Origin of the sequence: Cupriavidus sp. SS-3 (assembly GCF_035818815.1) — a bacterium.
Lineage (GTDB): Bacteria > Pseudomonadota > Gammaproteobacteria > Burkholderiales > Burkholderiaceae > Cupriavidus > Cupriavidus taiwanensis_C.
Window position 1 is genome coordinate 16,689 of record NZ_JAYLVT010000006.1, and the last position, 19,532, is coordinate 36,220.

Annotated in this window: 20 protein-coding genes; 12 read left to right on the forward strand and 8 right to left on the reverse strand. The window is 68.7% G+C overall.

What is annotated here, in order from left to right; genetic code table 11:
- The first annotated feature begins 8 nt into the window (after positions 1 to 8).
- From U9J39_RS11260 to U9J39_RS11275, 4 genes are read left to right on the forward strand one after another with little or no spacing between them, the layout of a single operon-like run.
- Positions 9 to 1,799 (forward strand): acyclic terpene utilization AtuA family protein, encoded by a 1,791-nt coding sequence (locus tag U9J39_RS11260; protein ID WP_326347069.1) that lies wholly within the window; start codon positions 9 to 11, stop codon positions 1,797 to 1,799.
- On the forward strand, positions 1,796 to 2,623 hold the full coding sequence (locus U9J39_RS11265; protein WP_115713575.1) for a GntR family transcriptional regulator: 828 nt from the start codon (positions 1,796 to 1,798) through the stop codon (positions 2,621 to 2,623). The genes U9J39_RS11260 and U9J39_RS11265 overlap by 4 nt, the downstream gene beginning before the upstream one ends.
- Before the next feature lie 14 nt (positions 2,624 to 2,637).
- On the forward strand, positions 2,638 to 3,399 hold the full coding sequence (locus U9J39_RS11270; protein ID WP_326347070.1) for a cupin domain-containing protein: 762 nt from the start codon (positions 2,638 to 2,640) through the stop codon (positions 3,397 to 3,399).
- A gap of 59 nt (positions 3,400 to 3,458) precedes the next feature.
- Positions 3,459 to 4,451, forward strand: a complete 993-nt coding sequence (locus tag U9J39_RS11275; protein ID WP_115713573.1) for a Bug family tripartite tricarboxylate transporter substrate binding protein — start codon at positions 3,459 to 3,461, stop codon at positions 4,449 to 4,451.
- Positions 4,452 to 4,484: 33 nt separating this feature from the next.
- On the opposite strand, the gene U9J39_RS11280 is transcribed toward U9J39_RS11275, so the two are convergent.
- Positions 4,485 to 5,732: an MFS transporter gene (locus U9J39_RS11280; RefSeq protein ID WP_115713572.1), complete on the reverse strand. Its 1,248-nt coding sequence runs from the start codon at positions 5,730 to 5,732 to the stop codon at positions 4,485 to 4,487.
- 106 nt (positions 5,733 to 5,838) lie between these two features.
- Here U9J39_RS11280 and U9J39_RS11285 point away from each other — a divergent pair, with 106 nt between their 5' ends.
- Positions 5,839 to 6,285, forward strand: a complete 447-nt coding sequence (locus tag U9J39_RS11285; RefSeq protein WP_115713571.1) for a winged helix-turn-helix transcriptional regulator — start codon at positions 5,839 to 5,841, stop codon at positions 6,283 to 6,285.
- A 21-nt stretch (positions 6,286 to 6,306) separates the two neighbouring features.
- Here the strand turns inward: U9J39_RS11285 and uraH are convergent, their stop codons facing one another.
- From uraH to U9J39_RS11300, 3 genes are read right to left on the reverse strand one after another with little or no spacing between them, the layout of a single operon-like run.
- Positions 6,307 to 6,642 (reverse strand): hydroxyisourate hydrolase, encoded by a 336-nt coding sequence (uraH, locus tag U9J39_RS11290; protein ID WP_326347071.1) that lies wholly within the window; start codon positions 6,640 to 6,642, stop codon positions 6,307 to 6,309.
- 30 nt (positions 6,643 to 6,672) lie between these two features.
- A complete protein-coding gene (locus tag U9J39_RS11295; RefSeq protein ID WP_115683264.1) occupies positions 6,673 to 7,182 on the reverse strand; it encodes a hydroxyisourate hydrolase in 510 nt (169 codons plus the stop codon).
- Between the two features lie 10 nt (positions 7,183 to 7,192).
- A complete protein-coding gene (locus tag U9J39_RS11300) occupies positions 7,193 to 8,545 on the reverse strand; it encodes an MFS transporter (RefSeq protein ID WP_115683263.1) in 1,353 nt (450 codons plus the stop codon).
- A gap of 408 nt (positions 8,546 to 8,953) precedes the next feature.
- Between U9J39_RS11300 and U9J39_RS11305 the strand changes: the two genes are divergently transcribed.
- Both U9J39_RS11305 and uraD read left to right on the forward strand, forming a co-directional pair.
- Complete coding sequence (locus U9J39_RS11305; RefSeq protein ID WP_115683262.1) at positions 8,954 to 9,898, forward strand: LysR family transcriptional regulator; 945 nt, start codon at positions 8,954 to 8,956, stop codon at positions 9,896 to 9,898.
- A 123-nt stretch (positions 9,899 to 10,021) separates the two neighbouring features.
- Positions 10,022 to 10,540, forward strand: coding sequence for a 2-oxo-4-hydroxy-4-carboxy-5-ureidoimidazoline decarboxylase (uraD, locus tag U9J39_RS11310; protein WP_062803363.1), 519 nt, complete (start codon positions 10,022 to 10,024; stop codon positions 10,538 to 10,540).
- A gap of 9 nt (positions 10,541 to 10,549) precedes the next feature.
- Here uraD and U9J39_RS11315 read toward each other — a convergent pair whose 3' ends face one another.
- Together U9J39_RS11315 and U9J39_RS11320 are read right to left on the reverse strand one after the other, a co-directional pair.
- Positions 10,550 to 11,215, reverse strand: coding sequence for a hypothetical protein (locus U9J39_RS11315; protein ID WP_326347072.1), 666 nt, complete (start codon positions 11,213 to 11,215; stop codon positions 10,550 to 10,552).
- Positions 11,212 to 12,618: a selenium-binding protein SBP56-related protein gene (locus U9J39_RS11320; RefSeq protein WP_115713566.1), complete on the reverse strand. Its 1,407-nt coding sequence runs from the start codon at positions 12,616 to 12,618 to the stop codon at positions 11,212 to 11,214. Before U9J39_RS11320 ends, U9J39_RS11315 begins: the two co-directional genes overlap by 4 nt.
- A gap of 241 nt (positions 12,619 to 12,859) precedes the next feature.
- Here U9J39_RS11320 and U9J39_RS11325 point away from each other — a divergent pair, with 241 nt between their 5' ends.
- Positions 12,860 to 13,276 carry a PaaI family thioesterase gene (locus U9J39_RS11325; RefSeq protein WP_115713565.1) on the forward strand — a complete coding sequence of 139 codons (417 nt, stop codon included), beginning with the start codon at positions 12,860 to 12,862 and terminating at the stop codon, positions 13,274 to 13,276.
- A 10-nt stretch (positions 13,277 to 13,286) separates the two neighbouring features.
- On the opposite strand, the gene U9J39_RS11330 is transcribed toward U9J39_RS11325, so the two are convergent.
- Positions 13,287 to 14,285, reverse strand: coding sequence for an AraC family transcriptional regulator (locus U9J39_RS11330; protein ID WP_116314215.1), 999 nt, complete (start codon positions 14,283 to 14,285; stop codon positions 13,287 to 13,289).
- A gap of 161 nt (positions 14,286 to 14,446) precedes the next feature.
- Between U9J39_RS11330 and U9J39_RS11335 the strand changes: the two genes are divergently transcribed.
- From U9J39_RS11335 to U9J39_RS11350, 4 genes are all read left to right on the forward strand, one after another.
- Entirely contained in the window at positions 14,447 to 15,427 is a 981-nt protein-coding gene (locus U9J39_RS11335; RefSeq protein WP_326347073.1) for a quinone oxidoreductase family protein, read from the forward strand.
- A gap of 12 nt (positions 15,428 to 15,439) precedes the next feature.
- A complete protein-coding gene (locus tag U9J39_RS11340) occupies positions 15,440 to 16,282 on the forward strand; it encodes a TauD/TfdA dioxygenase family protein (protein WP_326347074.1) in 843 nt (280 codons plus the stop codon).
- A gap of 51 nt (positions 16,283 to 16,333) precedes the next feature.
- Positions 16,334 to 17,392, forward strand: coding sequence for a 3-keto-5-aminohexanoate cleavage protein (locus U9J39_RS11345; RefSeq protein ID WP_326347075.1), 1,059 nt, complete (start codon positions 16,334 to 16,336; stop codon positions 17,390 to 17,392).
- A gap of 87 nt (positions 17,393 to 17,479) precedes the next feature.
- Positions 17,480 to 18,484: a Bug family tripartite tricarboxylate transporter substrate binding protein gene (locus tag U9J39_RS11350; RefSeq protein ID WP_326347076.1), complete on the forward strand. Its 1,005-nt coding sequence runs from the start codon at positions 17,480 to 17,482 to the stop codon at positions 18,482 to 18,484.
- A gap of 36 nt (positions 18,485 to 18,520) precedes the next feature.
- On the opposite strand, the gene U9J39_RS11355 is transcribed toward U9J39_RS11350, so the two are convergent.
- Positions 18,521 to 19,453 (reverse strand): LysR family transcriptional regulator, encoded by a 933-nt coding sequence (locus tag U9J39_RS11355; protein ID WP_115683253.1) that lies wholly within the window; start codon positions 19,451 to 19,453, stop codon positions 18,521 to 18,523.
- Positions 19,454 to 19,532: the final 79 nt, after the last annotated feature.

Below are 19,532 nucleotides of genomic sequence, written 5' to 3' on the forward strand. Positions count from 1 at the left end.
AATGAACCATGCATGACAAGACCGTCCGCATCGGCGGTGCCTCTGGCTTCTGGGGGGACAGCAGCGTGGGCGCGCCGCAACTGGTGCGCCATGGGGACATCGATTACCTGGTGTTCGACTACCTGGCCGAGCTGACCATGTCGGTGCTGGCCGCGGCGCGGCTGCGCAAGCCGGAACTCGGCTATGCCACCGACTTCGTCACGGTGACGATGAAGAGCCTGCTGCGCGACATCGTCGCGCGCAATATCCGCGTCGTCAGCAACGCCGGCGGCATCAATCCGCAAGGCTGCGCGCAGGCGCTGGCGGCAATCGCCGCCGAGCAGGGCATCGACGTGCGCATTGCGGTGGTCGAGGGCGACGACGTCATGCCGTTGCTGCCGTCGCTGCGCCAGGCCGGCATTGCGGACCTGCAGAAGGGCCTGCCGCTGCCGGACCAGCTGGTCAGCGCCAATGCCTACCTTGGCGCGCTGCCGGTCCGCCAGGCGCTGGACCAGGGCGCGCAGATCGTCATTACCGGGCGCTGCGTGGACAGCGCCGTGACCCTGGGCGTGCTGATGCACGAGTTCGGCTGGCAGGCGCACGACTATGACCGGCTCGCGCAGGGCAGCCTGGCCGGCCATATCATCGAATGCGGCTGCCAGGCGACTGGCGGGCTGCATACCGACTGGGAGCAGGTGCCCGACTGGCCGAACATCGGCTATCCGGTGCTCGAGTGCCGGGCGGACGGCAGCTTCCTGGTGGGCAAGCCGCCGGCCACCGGCGGGCTGGTCAGTACCGCCACGGTGGGCGAGCAGGTGCTGTATGAGATCGGCGACCCCGCGGCCTACCTGCTGCCGGATGTGACCTGCGATTTCACGCAGGTGACGCTGCGCCAGGCCGGGCCGGACCTGGTCGAAGTGCGCGGGGCACGCGGGCGGGCCCCCAGCCACTGCTACAAGGTCAGCGCCACCTATCTGGACGGCTTCCGCTGCAATGCCCAGTTGACCATCGTCGGGATCGATGCCGTGGCCAAGGCGGAGCGCACGGCCGAGGCAATCCTTGCCCGCACGCGCCGGCTCTTCGCGGAAAACGGCTGGGGCGACTACACCCGGACCCGGGTCGAAGTCCTCGGCGCCGAATCCTGTTTCGGGCCCCATGCGGCCACGCGCCATACCCGCGAGGCCATCATGCGGCTGGCGGTCATGCATGCCGAGAAGGCGGCGCTGGAGCTGTTCGCGCGCGAGATCGCGGCAGCCGGCACCAGCTGGGCGCCGGGCACCACGGGATCGGGCGGCGGACGCGCCAGTCCATCGCCGTCGATCCGGCAATACGCATTCCTGCTGGACAAGGCCGCGTTGGCCCCCACAGTGGTGATGGATGGCGTGCGCACCGCCGTCGCCAGTCCCGCCGCGCGCATGCCGGAAGAGGATGCCGTGCCGGCAGCGGCGCAAGCGCCGGCTGCCAGCGCCGGGCCGGCCCGCGGCGACTGCATCGAGGTGCCGCTGATCCGGCTGGCCTACGGGCGCAGCGGCGACAAGGGCGATATCTCCAATATCGGCCTGATGGCACGCCGGCCGGAGTACCTGCCCGTGCTGCGCGCCGAAGTCACCGCCTGCCGGGTGGCGGACTGGCTGGGCCACCTGGTGAAGGGCAGCGTTGCACGCTACGACTTGCCGGGCCTTGACGCGATGAACTTCGTTTGCGAATCCGCGCTTGACGGCGGCGGCATGGCATCGCTGCGCAATGACCCGCTGGGCAAGGGAATGGCGCAGATCCTGCTGACCATGCCTGTGCGCGTACCGCGGAGCCTGCTGCCATGACGCGCGCCACGCAAAAGATCGCGGCCAATGACGGCGTTGCACTGGGCGACGACAATGCCGGCGGCGTGACCCGCTACCGCCAGCTGGCCAGCGTGCTGCGCCACAAGATCGTCTCGGGCGAGTATCCGGTCGGGCAGCAGCTGCCTACGGTGGAGCATCTTGCGCACACCTATGGCATTGCCAAGGTCACGGTAAGGCAGGCCTATGCCCTGCTGACCGAGGAAGGGCTGGTCAGTAGCCAGCGCGGGCGCGGCACCCACGTCATCAGCGCGCCGTCCGGACCCGGCGAAGGCATGCGCTCGGCGATCAACGATGTCTCGGTCGGCGCCAGCGATCTCGAAATCCGCATCCTGGAAAAGCGCAAGGGTGTGAGCCTGCCGCCCGGGCTCGCCACTTGCGGCGTGTTGATGGATCGCTACGTGATGCTGCGCAAGCTGCATGTGCATGACGGCGTGCCGTTCTGCCTGATCGACCTGTATGTGGCGGAACCCGTGTTCGCCAGGTTCCCGCGCGGCGCCGAGCAGCACCACAAGATCGCCCACCTGTTGCGGCAGCAGCTGGGCGACCGCCTTGGCATGATGCGCCAGACCCTGACCGTGGAACCCGCCGACGCCATGCTGGCGCGCGCGCTGGACTATGCCTTCGCGGCACCGGTGGCGCGCATGGTCCGCACCACGCTGGATATCGATGGCAACGTGCTGACGGCAGGCCGCTTCTGGTATCGCGGCGACCGCTTCATCCTGGACGTGGAAATGCCCGCCCAGCTCACCGAGCGCTACCCCGAGCTGGCCATACCGAAGGCCGCCGCCCGGGAAGAGGACTAGCCAGGAGACCAGCCATGACATCGTCATTCGTACGGCGCGCGGCCGATGTGCCCGCTTATTCCCCGGCGAACCATACCGGCACCGCCAACCAGCGCGTCATCGGCAGGGAGACCGTCGGCGCGCGGCGCGTCGAAGTGCTGCTGGGCACGATCTCTCGCGGCCACGGCGCCTTGCCTCATGCGCATCCGAACCTGGAGCAGGCGTCGTACCTGCTGCAGGGCGAGGGCATCGGGGAGAGCGCGGGCCGCTCGCACATGCTGCGCGCTGGAGACTGGAGCTTTAACCCGATGGGGGTATTCCACCGCTTCGAGGTGGTCAGCGAAGCGCCGGTTCGGGTCATGGTGGTCTACGCGCCGCCGTACAGCGAAAACCCCGACGCCGCCACGGTGGCCGATGGCGCGAACGACCCGCGCTGCCGCGTCCACGCGGACACCGTGCGCGAGGTGCCGATGCACGCCGCGGCGCGCAGCCTGCCTCACTACCACGGAGCGCTTGCCCGGCCCGTTATCACGCGCGAGACGGTCAATGCGCGTCACCTGGATATTTGCCAGCTTGGCGTGCAAGCCTCTGGCGGTGCCGAAGCCCATACGGTGCCGGGCACCGAGCAGGTGCTGTTCCTGCAGTCGGGGTCGATCAGCGGCGAGATCAACGGCCAGGGCTTCACCGCGGATTCCGGCGACTGGGTCTTTGTGCCGGAGGACGGGCGTTTCAGCTTCGCCGCGCTGGCTGGCGGGTGCGAAGCCATCCTGGTGCGCGCGCACGACGCCTCAGGCTGAGCCGGACCACGGCCAGCGCACCAACCATCAATAGATGCCAAAGGCACGAGGAGACAACCATGATGCATCCATGCATGCGCAAGGCGGCGGCCAGCCTGCTGCTGCCGCTGGCGGCCGCGACGGCAACGATCGGGGCCGCGCGGGCCGCCGACGCCGGCCAGTACCCTGAGAAGGCGATTCGCGTCGTCGTGCCGTTCCCGGCGGGCAGCGGCACCGATAGCAGCGCCCGCTTCATCGGCGAGCGGATCACTGCGCAGACCGGCAAGCCCGTCGTGGTCGACAACCGCCCGGGCGCCAACGGCTTCATTGCGGCCAAGGCGGTCGCCGGCGCGCCGGGCGACGGTTACACCATGCTGGTGACGACCAATACCACGCATGCCGCCAACGCGTCCTTGTTCAAGAAGCTTCCTTATGATCCGGTCAAGGACTTCGCGCCGGCATCGCTGATCGTCAAGAGCGGGCTGGTGCTGGTGGTGCCGTCCGACAGCCCGGTGCGCACGCTGGCGGACCTGACGGCGCTGGCGCGGGCCCGGCAAGGGGCACTCACGTTTGCCAGCGGCAGTTCGTCGACCCGTATCGCCAGTGAACTCTACAAGATGCTGGCCGGCGTGCAGGCCCTGCACGTGCCGTACAAGGGGGTGCCGCTGGCGCTCAACGACCTGATGGGACACCAGGTCGACTTCATGATCAGCGACGTCTCGCCAGCCATGCCGTTGATCCAGGGTGGCAAGCTGCGCGCCATCGCGGTGACCACGGCGCAACGCAATCCGGTGCTGAAGGAGGTGCCGACCATGGCCGAGAGCGGCCTGCCGGGCTATGAGATGGTGGCGTGGGCGGCAGCCTTTTTCCCGGCCGGGACGCCCAGGGCTGTGGTGGATCGCATGAGCGGCCTGATGCGCAACGGGCTGACCGGTCCGGCTGCCGCGGAATACTTTGCCCGCAGCGGCGGCGAACCCTCGCCGTCCACGCCCGAGGAACTGGCCGCCTTCGTCCGCAGCGAAACCCTGAAATGGGCCAAGGTGATCAAGGCCGCGGGCATCGAGCCAGAGTGAACTGGCCAGGCACTGCGCCCCCGCTGGCACTGGTCAGCAGCGCGCCGCCATCCATCGCCGCGTGCCGGCCCAGAACCACAGCGCCAGCAAGCTGACGCCCGCGCCCAGCAGGCAAACGCCGCGCCAGCCGGCGGCGTCATAGGTCGCCGTGGTGGCAAGCGCGCCCAGGCCGCTGCCGGTCGCATAGAACAGCATGTACGCGCCGACCAGCCGGCTGTGCGCGGTGGCGTCGGCGCGGAAGATCATGCTCTGGTTGGTGACATGGATGGCCTGGCCGCCCAGGTCGAGCAGCACGATGCCCAGCGCCAGCGGCCACAGCGAGCTGCCCAGCCATGACAGCGGCAGCCAGGCGGCCACCAGCAGCACCAGCGCCGCGCAGGTGGTGCGCTGGCCGAGGCCCTGGTCCGCCCAGCGCCCCGCGCGCGCCGCGGCCAGCGCACCGGCCGCGCCGACCAGCCCGAAGGCGCCGATGGCGGTGTGCGACAGCTGGTAGGGCGGGGCGCTCAGCGGCAGCACCAGCGCGCTCCAGAAGATATTGAACGCGGCGAACATCAGCAGCGCGATCATGCCGCGGATCTGCAGCACCCGGTCGCGGCGCAGCAGCGCGAACATCGACCACACCAGGCTGGCATAGCGCATCCGCTGCGCGGGGCCCGGCAGCGGCGGCAGCGAGCGCCACAGCAGCAAGGCCAGCACCAGCATGGCAGCGGCGGCGCAGACATAGACGCTGCGCCATCCGGCCAGGTCGCTGACGCCGCCGGCGACCACGCGCGCCAGCAGCAAGCCGGCGAACACGCCGCCCTGCGCGGTGCCGACCACGTGCCCGCGTTCCCGCGGCGCCGCCGCGGCGGCCGCGTAGGCAATCAGTCCCTGGGTCATGGCGGTGCCGAGCAGGCCGGTCAGCAGCATCCCCGCCAGCAGCATCGGCACCGATGGCGCCAGCGCCACCACGGCCAGCGCGCCGGCCAGCGCCAGCACCTGCGCCAGCATCAGGCGGCGGCGCGGCAGCAGGTCGCCGAGCGGCACCAGCAACAGCAGCGCCAGTGCACAGCCGGCCTGGGTGGCGGTGACCACGCCGCCGATGGCGGCGGCGCCGATGTGGAAATCCACCATCAGCGCGTCCAGCAGCGGCTGCGCGTAATAGACGTTGGCCACGCTCAGCCCGCTGGCGCAGGCGAACAGCAGCACCGCGGCGCGCGGCAGCGGTGCGGGCAAGGCCGCCGGGCAAGCGGTGGGGGCGGTGGGCGATGCCGTATCCGGCGCGCGCGAGCAGGTTTCCATATCGCTTCCAAGTGGTTGCAAATTAAAACCAGTTGAAGCGTAAGCCTGCCGGTTTTAAAATGCAACCACTTTTGACGGCGGGCGATGCGCCCAAGGCTTACCTGACATGGTCACCCGCAAGGACCCGAGCGAAGACACTTGCCCCGTGGCGCGCGCGCTGGCGCTGGTCGGCGACCGCTGGTCGCTGATGATCGTGCGCGATGCCTTCGACGGCATGCACCGCTTCAGCGACTTCCAGCGCAGCCTGGCGGTGGCGCGCAATATCCTGTCCGATCGCCTGCGCCGGCTGGTGGAAGCCGGCATCCTGGCGACGCGGCCGGCCTCGGACGGCAGTGCCTACCAGGAATACGTGCTGACGGAAATGGGAGAGAGCCTGTTCCCCATCGTGGTGGCGTTGCGCCAGTGGGGGGAACACCACCTGTTCGCGCGCGGCGAGCGCCGCTCGCAACTGGTGGAAAAGCGCACCGGCAAGCCGGTGCCGCCGATGATGCCGCGCGCCGGCGACGGCAAGGTGCTGTCGCACGACGAGGCGGAGGTGCGCAAGCCGCGGTAGGCGCGGCCTGTGCGCTGGTGCTCAACTGCCGCGATAGGTGCCGAAGCTCCACGGCGAACACAGCAGCGGCACATGGTAGTGCTGCGCGGCATCCGCGATGGTGAAGCGCACCGGCACGATGTCGGCGAACACGTCGGGGGTGCGGAAGTAATCCGCCACCCAGAAGCGCAGCTCGAACTCGCCGGTGCGCGCCTGCGCCGGCGGCAGCATCGGCGCGTCGGTGCGGCCGTCGTGGTTGGTGCGGGTGCGCGCCAGCAGCCGGGGCGGCTGCACCGCGACGTCGAACAGCTCGACCTGCATGCCGGCCACCGGGCGGCCCCGCGATACGTCGAGCACATGGGTGCTGATACCTGCCATGATGCGATCTCTCCGGGTTGGGCCGCGCGCTCAGCTGCCGCGGTAGTAGTTGTAGCTCCACGGCCCGAACAGCACGGGCAGGTGGATGCGCTGGCCGGCGTCGGTGACGCGCACGCGCAGCGGGATCTTCGACAGGAACGACGGTTGCGGCAGGCTGGCCTTGCGCGCGGCGAAGTACTCGTCGGCGTGCAGGATCAGCTCATAGGTGCCGGTGCGGTAGCTGTCGCCGATCAGCAGCGGCGGCTCGCTGCGGCCGTTGGCGGCCAGCGTGACGGTCGGCAGCGGCACGCGCTGGCCATTGTCGATGCGGAACATCTCCACGCGCATGCCGGCCGCGGGGGTGCCGTGGTAGGTGTCCAGCGCATGCAGCGTCAGGCGCGGGCTCAGGCCGCCTTGCTGCACCGGCGCCGCGGTCTGGTTCGGCGCCGGCGCATGCGGCGTGGCGCCCCAGCTGGCGCCGGCCAGCAGCGCGCCGCCGCCCAGCGTCATCGATTGCAGCGCGAAGCGCCGGCGCGCGGGATCAAAGGTATGGTCGTCCATCTCAGGCTCCTTAACGTACAGGTGCCGGTGCGGTCTTGCCGCGCAGCTGGCGGATGCCCACCAGCACCAGCACCGCGGCCAGCACTTCGATCACCGCCACCAGGTACAGCCCGGAGGTGAGCTTGCCGGTGGTGTTCTTGACCAGCCCCATCACGTACGGCGCGCCGAAGCCGGCCAGGTTGGCCACCGAGTTGATCAGTGCCACGCCCACCGCGGCGGCGCTGCCGGCCAGGTAGCGGTTGGGCAGTTGCCAGAACACCGGGATCGCGCTCATGGTGCCGACCAGCGCGGCGGTCATGGCCAGCAGCGCGATCACCGGCGACAGCACCTGCGCGCCCAGCAGCACCGCCAGCACGGCCATGGCACCGCCGCCGACCAGCGCCGCGCCGCTGAAGTGCCAGCGCACTTCATTGCGGCGATCGGAATGCGCGCCGTTGAGGATCATGCCGGCGGCGCCGCACAGGTACGCCACCGCGGCGATCCAGCCCACCGCCATCGGCGTGGTGAAGCCCACGTCCTTGATGATGGTCGGGATCCAGAAGGTCAGCGTCGAGTTGGCGCACAGCAGGCAGAAGAAGATCGCGATCAGCAGCCAGACCTTGGGGTTGGTGAAGAGCGTGCGCCAGTCGTGGCCGCGCTCGCCCATGGCGGCGTGGTCGCGCTTGAGCGCGTCCTGCACCACGCGCTTCTCGGCGTCGGACAGCCAGTGCGCCTGCTCGGGCTTGTCGGTCATGTAGAACCAGGCAAAGATGCCGGCCAGCACCGACGGGATGCCTTCCAGGATGAACAGCCACTGCCAGCCGTGCATGCCGCTGACGCCGGCCATGCCGGTCATGATCCAGCCGGCCAGCGGCCCGCCCAGCACGCCGGCGATGGCCGATGCCGACATGAAGGTGCCGAAGGCGCGCGCGCGGCGCTGCGACGGGTACCAGTAGGTCAGGTACAGGATCACGCCGGGGTAGAAGCCCGCTTCGAACGCGCCCAGCAGGAAGCGCAGGATGTAGAACTGCGTGGGCGTGGTGACGTAGCTCTGCAGCATGCAGATCACGCCCCAGCAGATGGTGATGCGCATGATCGTCTTCTTGGCGCCGATCTTCTGCAGCAGCATGTTCGACGGCACTTCGAAGAAGAAGTAGCCCAGGAAGAAGATGCCCGCGCCCAGCCCGTACACGGCCTCGCTGAAGCGCAGTGCATCCAGCATCTGCAGCTTGGCGAAGCCGATGTTGACGCGGTCCAGCCAAGCCAGCACCCACAGCACCCCGAGGAAGGGCAGCAGGCGCCAGGTAACCTTGCGGTAGACGCTGTCCTCGGCGTCCTCGGCGGTGCCGGCGAAGACCGGTACCCCTTGTTTCGTGATCGACATGATGTCTCCTGTCTTGTGGTGTTCTGCCAGGCCGCGGCCTGGTGGCGGTTTGCATGCGGTCCGCCGGGTTGGGAGCAAGTATATGAATGGCCCGCCGATGCGAAACGAGGGGGCTGGTATAGGCCCCATAGCAGCGTCGATATGGGCCGCCATCCCTTGCCTGGCGCGGCTTTGCGGGCATCGGCGACGGCTGCCGCCGGACCTATGGATTACCCTGATCGGCGCGCTGCGGCGATGCCGCGCGCGCGGCGCGGCGGCGCCTGTGCGGGTTCCACCGGTTGCCGTGCGGTGCGCGACACGCTACAAAGTCGCCATGGCCCGGCGTGCCGGCGCCGCCGCGAGCGGCGGCAGCCGCACCCGCCATGCATTCTTTGTTCCCTGCCTTTGTTCCCCTGCCACGGACCCAACATGATTCGCGCCGACGACCCGTTCGACACTTACCTGCTGCGCGTGCTGTGCATCCTGATTGCCGAGCAGAGCGTGTCGCGCACGGCGATCCGCCTGAACCAGTCGCAGCCGGCCATCAGCGCCGCGCTCAAGCGCCTGCGCGCGATCTTCAACGACCCGCTGCTGACGCGCGAAAAGAACGTGATGGTGCCGACCGAGCGGGCGCTGCAGCTGGCGCGCAACGCACAGGCCGCGCTCAGCGCGCTGGACAACCTGCTGGTCTCGGACGACCGCTTCGATCCGGCCACCACCGAGCAGAGCTTCGTGGTGGCGATGCCGGACTACCTGGCGCCGCCGTTCTTTGCGCATGTGGTGCGCGCCGTGCGCCGTGCCGCGCCGCATGCGCGGCTGTCGGCGCTGCCGCTAGGGGCCACCTTCGACTATGAGCAGGCGCTGTCGGCGGGCGCGGTCGATATCGTGATCGGCAACTGGCCCAATCCGCCCGAGCACCTGCACCTGTCGGTGCTGCTGGAGGACGAGGTGGTATGCGTGGTGGCGCAGGACAGCGTGCACGCGCAGCCCGGCAAGTTCACCGCGCAGGCCTACCTGGGCGCATCGCATATCGTGCCGACGCCGTACTCGCGCGACCAGCGCGGGCTGGTGGATGCGGGCCTGAGCACCATGCGCGTGCACCGCGACAACCGGGTCAGCTGCCCTTACTTCAACCTCGCGCCCAGCCTGATTCCCGGCACCGACCTGATCCTGACCACGGCGCGCCACTTCGCCAACTATCACGCGCAGCATGTGCCGCTGGCGGTGCTGGAGCCGCCGATCGAGTTCCCCTTCATGCGCTTCTACCAGCTGTGGCATCCGTCGCGCCATCGCTCGGCCGCGCACGTGTGGCTGCGCGGCATGCTGACCGCGGCCTCGCAGGAACTGCGCGACCTGCGCGACATGCACCGCTAGCGGTATCGGTTTCTGTTATCCGATCTATAGGGCGCCGGCTCTCGCCGCTGCGGCGGGGCGTTCCTATACTCGGCCCCGTATCCAACGATTGCCCTTGCGGGAATCCCTACGGGAGAAGCTTCCATGTCTCACCCCCTCGACCTGGCGTCGGTCAATGCGCTGGACGAAGCGGCCTTTGCCGAGGCCTTCGGCAGCGTGTTCGAACACTTTCCGCAGGCCGCGGCAGGCGCCTGGGCACAGCGGCCGTTCGCCTCGGTGGCGGCGCTGCATGGCGCGATGATGGACGTGGTGCGCAAGCTCGATGCGCCGCGCCAGTGCGATTTCCTGAACCTGCACCCGCAGCTGTCGGCGCGCAATATCCGCGCGGGCACCATGACGGCGGATTCCAACGCCGAGCAGAAGAGCGCCGGCCTGGATGCGATGTCGGTGCAGCAGGAAGCCGCGCTGGACCAGCTCAACGCGGACTACCAGGCGCGCCACGGCTTCCCCTTCATCATCTGCGTGCGCCACTACACCCGCGAAGGCATCTTTGCCGCGTTCGAGCGCCGCATCGGCCGCAGCACGCAGCAGGAACTGGACGAGGCGCTGGCCCAGATCGCGGCCATCACGCGCGGGCGGCTGGCGGCGCGGCTGGCCGGCTGAGCCTGGCGCCTAGCCAAAGGCTTCAAGCCCCAGCGCCAGCATCCCCATCAGGATGAGGCTGAGGGCCCAGACCGCCTCCAGGTTGAACCAGCTGCGCGAGACGAACTGCAGCCCCAGGTAGCGGTAAACCAGCCACGCCATGCCACCGCCCATGGCAAACATGGCCAGCGTATGCAGCAGCGCGACGGCCAGCGCCATGCCCAGGTTGGCGCCGGCAAGCGTGGCGGCCGCCTGGTGCCCCGGCTCGCTATCGGTGCGGCACAGGCCAAGATAGATCGGCACCAGCATCAGCCCGGCGCCATGCGCGATCGCCACCGCGAACGACCACAGTGCCAGGCGCGACGGCGCGATGCGCACCAGTGCGCGCGGATGGCCCCGCCTGAGCAGCAGCGCGATGCCGCCGGCGATCAGCAGCACGCTGGCGCCGATGCGGATCTGCGCCTGCCAGGCGACCAGCGCGGCCAGCACGCCGAACGGCAGCGTCACCGCCAGCACCGCCAGCGCGTGCCCGGCGGCCAGATACCCCAGCGCGGCAACGAGGGCCCGGCCGCTGTGCGCCAGCAGGCCGTTCGATACCGCCAGCGGCCATCCCATCGCCGGATTGACGCCGTGATAGAGCCCGCTGGCCAGCACCGCCGACCACAGGCCGAGTTGTTCCCAGTCGTGCCCGCTCAAGCCCTGGCCGAGGGATAGCAAAACGAATCGGTCGAGCAGTCGCCGCCTTCCAGCCGGATCTGGTGCGCGCGGTAGCCTTCGGGAAATTCGACCCAGTAGTCGTCGGCCAGCTCCAGGCCGCCGTCCGCTCCGGCGCGGGCCATGACCTGCGCGCCGGGAATGCCGTCGGGGTAGAACTGCTGGTCCCAGGTGGAATACAGCGAATTGGTCCAGTAGACGCGCTGGCCGTCGCGGCTGATCTCCACCATCTGCGGGCCGCCGGCGAAGGGCTTGCCGTTCGGGTGCGGGGTGCGGCGGACCATGCCGCCGAGATGGACCGAGCCCGCGAGCCTGGGCTTGCGCGGATCGGTGACGTCGTACTGGCGCATCTCGCCCGTGCCCCAGCACGACACATAGAGGAATTTGTCGTCCAGCGACAGGTCGATATCGGTCACCAGCGGCGGCACCGCGCCGAAGCCTTGCAGCAGCGGCGGCAACTGGCTTGCGTCGGCGGCTTCGGGCGGGATCGTCGCCGTCTTTTCGGCGTGGAACTTGCCGCCTTCGCGCCACCAGGTCCAGATCGAGCCTTCCAGGTTGGTGGTGTCGACCACCACGCCGACGAAGCCGTACTCGCGCACCGGATCATGCGCGGGCCGGACTTCCAGCGCCATCTGGTGATTGGCGCCCAGGTCGATGGTCTGCACGTTGCGCCGTGCGCGCAGGTCCCAGAAATGCAGCTTGTGGCCGTAGCGGTTTCCCAGCAAATCCTCGGGCACCAGCCCGTTCTCGAACTGCGGGGGCAGGGCCCATTCGCTCGACACCATGTAGTCGCGCGGCAGGTTCCACCAGAAGTCGTAGTGCTTCTGCTGCTCGCCGCGGTCGATCTCCCAGCGGCCCAGCACCTCGAAGGTTTCGCAGTCCATGATGAAGATGCCGGGCGCGCCGTCGGTGCCGTCCGGCCCGCCGCCGCCCAGCGTGCTGACATAGATGCCCTCGGGGCCGCAGTGCACGGTATGCGGCCGCGAATAGCCGGTCTTGCGGAAGATCTCGTCCGGCTCGACGATCTTGTGGATGCGCGCCTGGGTCGGATGCGGCTTGGTGTCGACGATATACAGGCGCGACGAGCGCATCCCCGGAATGATCAGGTAGCGCCGCTCCAGGAACGCATGTCCGGTCAGCGGCGACAGCGCCGACGAACACGCATTCCAGCCGAAGTGATGGAGTTCATCGCCCTTGTGCGTCATCGGCACGGTGTGCACCACCTGGCTGTAGGTCGGCGATCCGGGTTTGACGTCGATCACCGCGAGCGCGTCGGGCTGCGCGCCGCCGGGGCTGAGCAGCACCGTGTAGGCGAAGGATTCCGCGGGCGCGTGGATCGCAAGCTCCGGCGAGGCGTGAAACGTCGGATCTGGCCGCATGTTCATGGTGTGCCCTCCTGGTCCTGGCGGACCTCGCGACATCGCCGGTACGTCACTTGGCGGGTGGCCGAGTGCGCGCTAAGCCTACCTAGCCTAGGTCGTTCTGCAAGCCGAGTCAAAGCCGTGCGTGCCGCGCCGCATGCGCGGATTCATGCCGGCGGAAGGTCCGGTTTGCGAAATACAGATTGTCGGAAACACGCAGATCACGCAGAAAGGAGGCTTGATCAAGCAAAGGGAAATCCGGGCGATGGACGCGGCAAAGGCAGCAAGCAAGGGCGAGGCATACAGCCTCGACAATCCGGCACTGGAAAGCATCGGGGTCAGGATCACCCATTGGCGCGACGACCATGTCGAGCTGGAACTGCCGCTCGCGCCCAGCATGCTCAACCGCAGCCGCGTCGTGCATGGCGGCACGATCTGCACCTTGCTCGATGCCGCCACCGGCTATGCCGGCCTCTACGCCGCGCCGCACGAGAGCCCGCGGCATGCGGTCACGCTGTCGCTGACATCGAACTTCCTCAGCAACGGGACCGGAAAAATGCTGACGGCGAAGGGGATGGTCGACCGCCGCGGGCGTTCGATCTTCTTTTCGCGGGCCGAGGTGTGGCTGGATGGCGAGCTGCTGGTGGCCACCGGCGTGGCCACGATGAAGTACCTGAAGTAGGCGCCCCGCCTCAGGCGCCGTCCTGGCGCCAGCGCGTCGGCGACTTGCCGAACTGCGCCGCGAACCAGCGCGAGAATGCGCTCGGTTCCGAAAACCCGAGCAGCGTGGCGACCTGCGCCAGCGGCCGCCGCGGATCCTGCAGATGGCGTTGCGCCAGCTCGCGGCGCACTTCATTGACCAGTGCGGAGAACGTCAGGCCATCCTGTTCCAGCTGGCGCTGCAGCGTGCGCGGGCTGGTGCCCAGGCTTTGCGCGACCTGTTCCACCGCACCGCGTCCGCGCGGCAGCAACTGGCTGAGGGTGCGCCGCACGTCCGCGGCCAGGGATGGCTTGCCGGCCCCCGGCTGCAGGTCGAGGAAACCCCGCGCGTACCCGGCCAGGCTGGCATCGGCCAGGGGATTGACGCGATCCAGGTCGCCGCTGGCAAGCACCAGTCCGTCGAAGTCCGAACCGAATTCGATGCGCGGCCCGAACAGGCGCCGGTGGATGCGCAGGTCGGCCGGCGCCGCATGCGCGAAATGCACGCTGTGCGGCATCCACGACTCGCCCAGGATGGCGCGGATCAGGCTGTGCAATGCGGCCACGGTCAGTTCCATCGCCTGCCGGCCGGGCTGTTGCCGCCCGGTCTGCAGCGTCACGTGCAGCACCGCGACACCGCGATGCTCGGTGACCAGGATGGCGATGGAGTCGCTCAGCCAGTGGCGGTAGCGCTCGATCTCGGCCAGCGCGTCGCGCAGCGTGGGCTGGTGCTGCAACAGCAGGCTGACCGGGCCGAAGTCCGACAGGCGCCACGATTCCCCCACCATCAGGCCCAGCGAATGGCAACTGGTCTCGCGCGCCGAGGCCTCCAGCACTTGCGCAAGGCGCTGCTCGGGAATGCGCAGGTCGGGCGTGTACAGGCACGCCTGGTCCAGGCCGGCCCGGGCCACCATCTGCACCGGATCCAGGCCCGCGCCCCGGGCAATGCCCAGGTATTTGGTCAGCGATGCGCTGCGAACAAGGACGGTCATGGGGCTGCCGCGAGAGTGGGTGGGGGCGTCGGTCGTGTCCGTCGTCAAATGGCAAATCCTGGCGCGATCGGTCAAGGGCGCTGCGGCCCGGCTGTCTCACAATCGACTGCGCCGCGCCAATGATAGCGGCGCGGGCAGGACACCACAATCAGGAGACAGCCTTGGCCAAAGCCATTCGCATGTATGAGACCGGAGGCCCCGAAGTCCTCCGCTACGAGGACGCCGAGGTCGGCGATCCGGGCCCGGGCGAGGTACGGATCCGCCACGTCGCGGTCGGACTCAACTATGCCGACACTTACTTCCGCAACGGCACCTACCCGGTGCCGCTGCCCAGCGGCATGGGCGTTGAGGCTGCCGGGGTGGTGCAGGCGGTCGGGCCCGGCGTGACCCAGGTCGCGGAAGGCGACCGCGTCACATATACGGGCTTCACCAACACACTCGGCGCCTACAGCACCGAGCGCCTGGTGCCCGCCGCGCCGCTGATCCGCCTGCCGGATGCGATTTCCTTCGAGACCGCCGCGGCGATGACCATGCGCGGCCTGACCTCGGCCTACCTGATGCGCCGCATCTATCCGTTCCGCGGCGGCGAAACCATCCTGCTGCACGCGGCCGCCGGCGGGGTCGGTTTGATCGTCTCGCAATGGGCCAGGCTGCTCGGCCTGACCGTGATCGGCACGGTCTCGACCGAAGCCAAGGCCGAGCTGGCGCGCGCGCATGGCTGCGACCACATCATCGACTACAGCCGCGAGGACGTGGCAACGCGGGTGCGCGAACTGACCGACGGCACGGGCGTATCGGTGGTGTTCGACAGCGTCGGCCGCAGCACCTTCCAGGGCTCGCTGGATTCGCTCAAGCGGCGCGGGCTGATGGTCTGCGTCGGCACCGCCTCGGGCACGATCCCGCCGTTCGATCCGCAACTGCTGGCGCGGAAGGGCTCGCTCTACCTGACCCGTCCGGCGCTGGCCGACTACATTGCCGACCCCGCCGAGAAGGCCGAACTGGCCGCGGAAGTGTTCGGCCACGTGGCCGCCGGGCGACTACGCATCGGCATCAACCAGCGCTACGCGCTGCAGGATGCGGTCCAGGCCCACCGCGACCTGGAGTCGCGCAAGACCACCGGCTCATCGATCTTCGTGCTGTAAAGGAGCGTCCTCATGCGAGTCCAACAACTTACCTGCAGCATCGGCGCCGAATTGAGCGGCGTCAGCCTGGCCGATGCCGCGCGCGATGCGGCGCTGTTTGCCGAGATCAGGTCGCTGCTGCTCGAGCACAAGGTGCTGTTCCTGCGCGGCCAGGAGATCTCGCGCGCGGACCACGTGGCGTTCGCGCGGCGCTTCGGCGACCTGGAAGACCATCCGGTGGCGGGCAGCGATCCCGACCATCCCGGCCTGGTGCAGATCTATCGCAGCGACAAGCGCGAGAACTACGAGAACAGCTACCACACCGACGGCAGCTGGCGCGAATGCCCGCCGATGGGCTGCGTGCTGCGCTGCATCGAGTCGCCGCGCGTCGGTGGCGACACCATCTGGGTCAACATGGCCGCGGCGTATGAGCACTTGCCGCAGGAAATCAAGCAGCGCATCGCGGGCCTGCGCGCCAAGCATGGCATCGAGCATTCCTTCGGCGCGGCGATGAGCCCGGAGAACCGCGCCAAGCTGGCGGCGCAGTACCCCGCGGTCGAGCACCCGGTGGTGCGCACGCACCCGGAAACCGGCGAGAAGGTGCTCTATGTCTGCGGCTTCTCCACCCACTTCGTCAATTTCCACACGCCCGAGAACGTGCGCTACGGGCAGGACAAGACCCCGGGGGCGAGCCATCTGCTGAACTACCTGATCAGCCAGGCGGCGATTCCCGAATACCAGGTGCGCTTCCGCTGGCAGCCCAACAGCGTGGCGATCTGGGACAACCGCTGCACCCAGCACTACGCGGTGCAGGACTACTGGCCGGCGCCGCGCAAGATGGAGCGCGCCGCCATCATCGGCGACAAGCCGTTCTGAGCCGCGCCAGCGCCGCAGGCCTGGCCACGCCACGATCAATGGAGACATGCCGTGCACTACCTAGATGGATCCCTGTTCCCTGAAAACCAGCAGCCGCTGATCATCACCGCGGCCCCCTACGCGCCCGGCTGGCTGCCGTCTGACTTTCCGGAAGATATCCCGGTGACGATGGAGGACCAGATCCAGAAGGCCGTTGACTGCTACAACGCCGGCGCGACCGTGCTGCACCTGCACGTGCGCGAACTCGACGGCAAGGGCTCGAAGCGCCTGTCCAAGTTCAACGAACTGATCGCCGGCGTGCGCAAGGCGGTGCCTGAAATGGTCATCCAGGTCGGCGGATCGATCAGTTTCGCGCCGGAAAACGAGGGCGATGCCGCGAAGTGGCTGTCCGACGACACGCGCCACATGCTGGCCGAACTCGATCCGGTGCCGGACCAGGTCACCGTGACCGTGAACACCTCGCAGATGAACGTCACCGAGCATGCCGAACTGGCGGATTTCCGGGGTACCTCGCGCGAGAATCCCGCGATCTTCAACGCGTACAAGGAAATGACGGTGCCCGCGCAGCCCGGCTGGGTCGAGGAGCATATCCGCCGCCTGTCCGCCGCCGGCATCCAGAGCACATTCCAGTGCTACAACATCAATAGCTTCGAATCGGTCGAGCGGCTGATCCGGCGCGGCATCTACAAGGGCCCGCTGGTGATGAACTGGGTCGCCATCAGCGGCGGCATGGATGCGCCGAGCGTATTCAACCTGGCCAACATCGTCCGCGCGGTGCCGGATGGCGCGGTGCTGACCGTCGAAAGCTCGGTGCGCAACGTGCTGCCGGTGAACATGATGGGCATTGCGCTGGGGCTGCATGTGCGCTGCGGGACCGAGGACTGCCTGTGGAACCAGTCGCGCACGGCCAAGATGAGCACCGTGAAGCAGATCGAGCAGCTGGTGCGCATTGCCGGCGAATTCGGCCGCAAGGTGGCAAGCGCCGGGGAAGCGCGCGAGATCCAGAAGATCGGCGTGTTCTACGACACGGTCGAGGAGACGCTGGCGGCCAACGGCTTCGCGCCCAACCGCAACGGCGGCAACCAGGGCTTCCTGCGCAAGGCCGCCTGAACCGGGCCGGCTGCCACGGCTGGCGGCCCGCAGAAGGGCAGGGGCGGCGGCTGGCTGCCCCGAACCCTCGCACATTCGGAGACAAACATGAAGCAAGCACAACCGTCGGCGCGCCGCAGGGCGCTGCTGTCATGCATGCTCGGCCTGGCGCTGCCGGCCGCGTTCCCATCGGCTGCCCATGCCCATGCCCAGGCGTGGCCGGCCAAGGTGGTCAGGATCGTCGTCGGCGGTCCGGCCGGCGGCACCGCCGACATCCTCGCGCGCCTGCTCGCCGAGGGGCTGACGCAGTCGCTGGGCAAGCCGGTGATCGTCGAGCAGAAGCCCGGCGGCGCCGGCGCGATCGCGGTCGGCACGCTGCTGTCGACGCCGCACGACGGGCATACGCTGCTGCTGATCCAGGGCGGCATCGTCTCCGAGACCCCGCTGGCGCTGAAGGTCTCGTTCGATCCGTTCAAGGACCTGAAGCCCATTGCCCAGGTGGCACGCACCGGCCTGGTCCTGGTCGGCAACCCGAAACTGCCGGCGAAGAACTTCAGCGAGCTGCTGGCCTACATCAAGAGCAAGCCGGGGCAGATCGACTACGCCTCGTATGCCGCCGGCATGCGCGGCCAGACCCTTGGGGTCCAGTTCAACCGACTGGCGGGGGTGAACATGAGCCACGTCGGCTACAAGGGCTCGCCGCCCGCGCTGCAGGACGTGATGGGCGGACACGTGCCGCTGATGTTCGACGGGCTGGCCACCTCGCTGCCGCTGATCAAGGCCGGCAAGCTCAGGGCCTATGCCGTGGCCTACCCGAAGCGCATTCCCGCGCTGCCGGACGTGCCGACCTTCGCCGAGGTCGGCTTCCCGGCGATGACGGAGCCGGGCTGGATGGGCTTGTGGCTGCCGCCGGACGTGCCGGCGGCGGTGCAGGAGAAGATCCGCAACGCCACGCTGGCGGTCGTGCAGCAGCCGGGCTACCGCAAGCACGTGGAAGACATGGGCATGGACAACGGCCAGCCGCTCGGCAGCGAAGCGCTGTCAAAGGAGGCCCGCGCGGCCTATGAGCGGCAGGCGGAGCTGCTGCGGTCGATTGGCTTCGTGCCGGAGTAGCGGGCCACGAGCCGCTCGGGGGGGGCGGGCCGCGGCCTATCGCTTCCGGCGCCGGCGGGCGCCGGCGAACATCGACATGTCGCGCAGGATGCAGTCGAGCAGCGTATTGGCTGCCACGCCCATCGGCCGGCCCGCCTTGACCAGCAGGCGCGCCTTGGCGGCTTCGAACAGCGGATGCGCGATCGGCAAGGTCACCAGTTCGCCGGACTGTAATTCCCGGTAGGCCGCAAAGCCGCCGATCAGCGTGATGCCGTCATGGCGCTTCACGAAGTGGCGCAGCACCGCCAGCGAATTGGTGGTCAGCGTCGGGCGGATCTGGATGTTCTCCGCGTAGGCCAGCATCTGCACCACCTGTCCCAGCCCGAAAGCCGGCGGCATCATCGCCAGCGGATAGTCGGCCAGCTCCTGCACGCCGACCTTGCCGCCGCGGCGCGCCAGCGGATGCCCGGCATGCACCAGCAGCACCACCGGCTGCGATGACGTCGCCACCCAGGCGATGTCGGCATGGCCGGGCGGGTTGTAGGCCAGGCCGATATGGGCGCGGCTTTCGGCCACCTCCTGCAGCACGTTGTTGACCGGCAGGATGTCGACGGTCACGTCCAGCCGGGGATAGCGCGCGCAGAAATCCGTCAGCACTTCATCCATCAGGCCGTCGACATAGCCCTCGCTGGTGGCGATGCGCACCTGGCCATGCTGCAGCCCGCGCAAGGCCTGCAGGCGGTCTTCGAACAGTTCCTGCTGGGCGCGGCAGCCGCGCCAGTACTCCAGCAGGTGCTGCGCGGCTTCGGTCGGCTGCACGCCGCGCGCATGGCGGTCGAACAGCGGCGCGCCCACCTCTTCTTCGAGCAGGCGGATCTGGCGTGTGATGACCGACGGCGAGGTGTTGATGCTGTCGGCTGCGCCACGGATCGAGCCGTGCGTCAGTACCTCGTGAAAATAGCGCAGCCTGCGCTGGTTCAGTTCCCGCATGTCGGATCTCGCTGTCTGGCGTGAAGGGCGCCGCGTGCCGTGGCGTTGCCTAGAGGGCAACGATAGCCGACTTAAGTTG

What these genes read in the sequence shown, in the direction of transcription:
- uraD (WP_062803363.1), top strand. Translation starts at nt 10,022, where the DNA reads ATGTCTCACCCCCTCGACCTGGCGTCGGTCAATGCGCTGGACGAAGCG.
- U9J39_RS11330 (WP_116314215.1), bottom strand. Translation starts at nt 14,285, where the DNA reads ATGACCGTCCTTGTTCGCAGCGCATCGCTGACCAAATACCTGGGCATT.
- U9J39_RS11300 (WP_115683263.1), bottom strand. Translation starts at nt 8,545, where the DNA reads ATGTCGATCACGAAACAAGGGGTACCGGTCTTCGCCGGCACCGCCGAG.
- uraH (WP_326347071.1), bottom strand. Translation starts at nt 6,642, where the DNA reads ATGGCAGGTATCAGCACCCATGTGCTCGACGTATCGCGGGGCCGCCCG.
- U9J39_RS11305 (WP_115683262.1), top strand. Translation starts at nt 8,954, where the DNA reads ATGATTCGCGCCGACGACCCGTTCGACACTTACCTGCTGCGCGTGCTG.
- U9J39_RS11295 (WP_115683264.1), bottom strand. Translation starts at nt 7,182, where the DNA reads ATGGACGACCATACCTTTGATCCCGCGCGCCGGCGCTTCGCGCTGCAA.
- U9J39_RS11350 (WP_326347076.1), top strand. Translation starts at nt 17,480, where the DNA reads ATGAAGCAAGCACAACCGTCGGCGCGCCGCAGGGCGCTGCTGTCATGC.
- U9J39_RS11280 (WP_115713572.1), bottom strand. Translation starts at nt 5,732, where the DNA reads ATGGAAACCTGCTCGCGCGCGCCGGATACGGCATCGCCCACCGCCCCC.
- U9J39_RS11355 (WP_115683253.1), bottom strand. Translation starts at nt 19,453, where the DNA reads ATGCGGGAACTGAACCAGCGCAGGCTGCGCTATTTTCACGAGGTACTG.
- U9J39_RS11340 (WP_326347074.1), top strand. Translation starts at nt 15,440, where the DNA reads ATGCGAGTCCAACAACTTACCTGCAGCATCGGCGCCGAATTGAGCGGC.
- U9J39_RS11265 (WP_115713575.1), top strand. Translation starts at nt 1,796, where the DNA reads ATGACGCGCGCCACGCAAAAGATCGCGGCCAATGACGGCGTTGCACTG.
- U9J39_RS11260 (WP_326347069.1), top strand. Translation starts at nt 9, where the DNA reads ATGCATGACAAGACCGTCCGCATCGGCGGTGCCTCTGGCTTCTGGGGG.
- U9J39_RS11275 (WP_115713573.1), top strand. Translation starts at nt 3,459, where the DNA reads ATGATGCATCCATGCATGCGCAAGGCGGCGGCCAGCCTGCTGCTGCCG.
- U9J39_RS11325 (WP_115713565.1), top strand. Translation starts at nt 12,860, where the DNA reads ATGGACGCGGCAAAGGCAGCAAGCAAGGGCGAGGCATACAGCCTCGAC.
- U9J39_RS11270 (WP_326347070.1), top strand. Translation starts at nt 2,638, where the DNA reads ATGACATCGTCATTCGTACGGCGCGCGGCCGATGTGCCCGCTTATTCC.
- U9J39_RS11320 (WP_115713566.1), bottom strand. Translation starts at nt 12,618, where the DNA reads ATGAACATGCGGCCAGATCCGACGTTTCACGCCTCGCCGGAGCTTGCG.
- U9J39_RS11285 (WP_115713571.1), top strand. Translation starts at nt 5,839, where the DNA reads ATGGTCACCCGCAAGGACCCGAGCGAAGACACTTGCCCCGTGGCGCGC.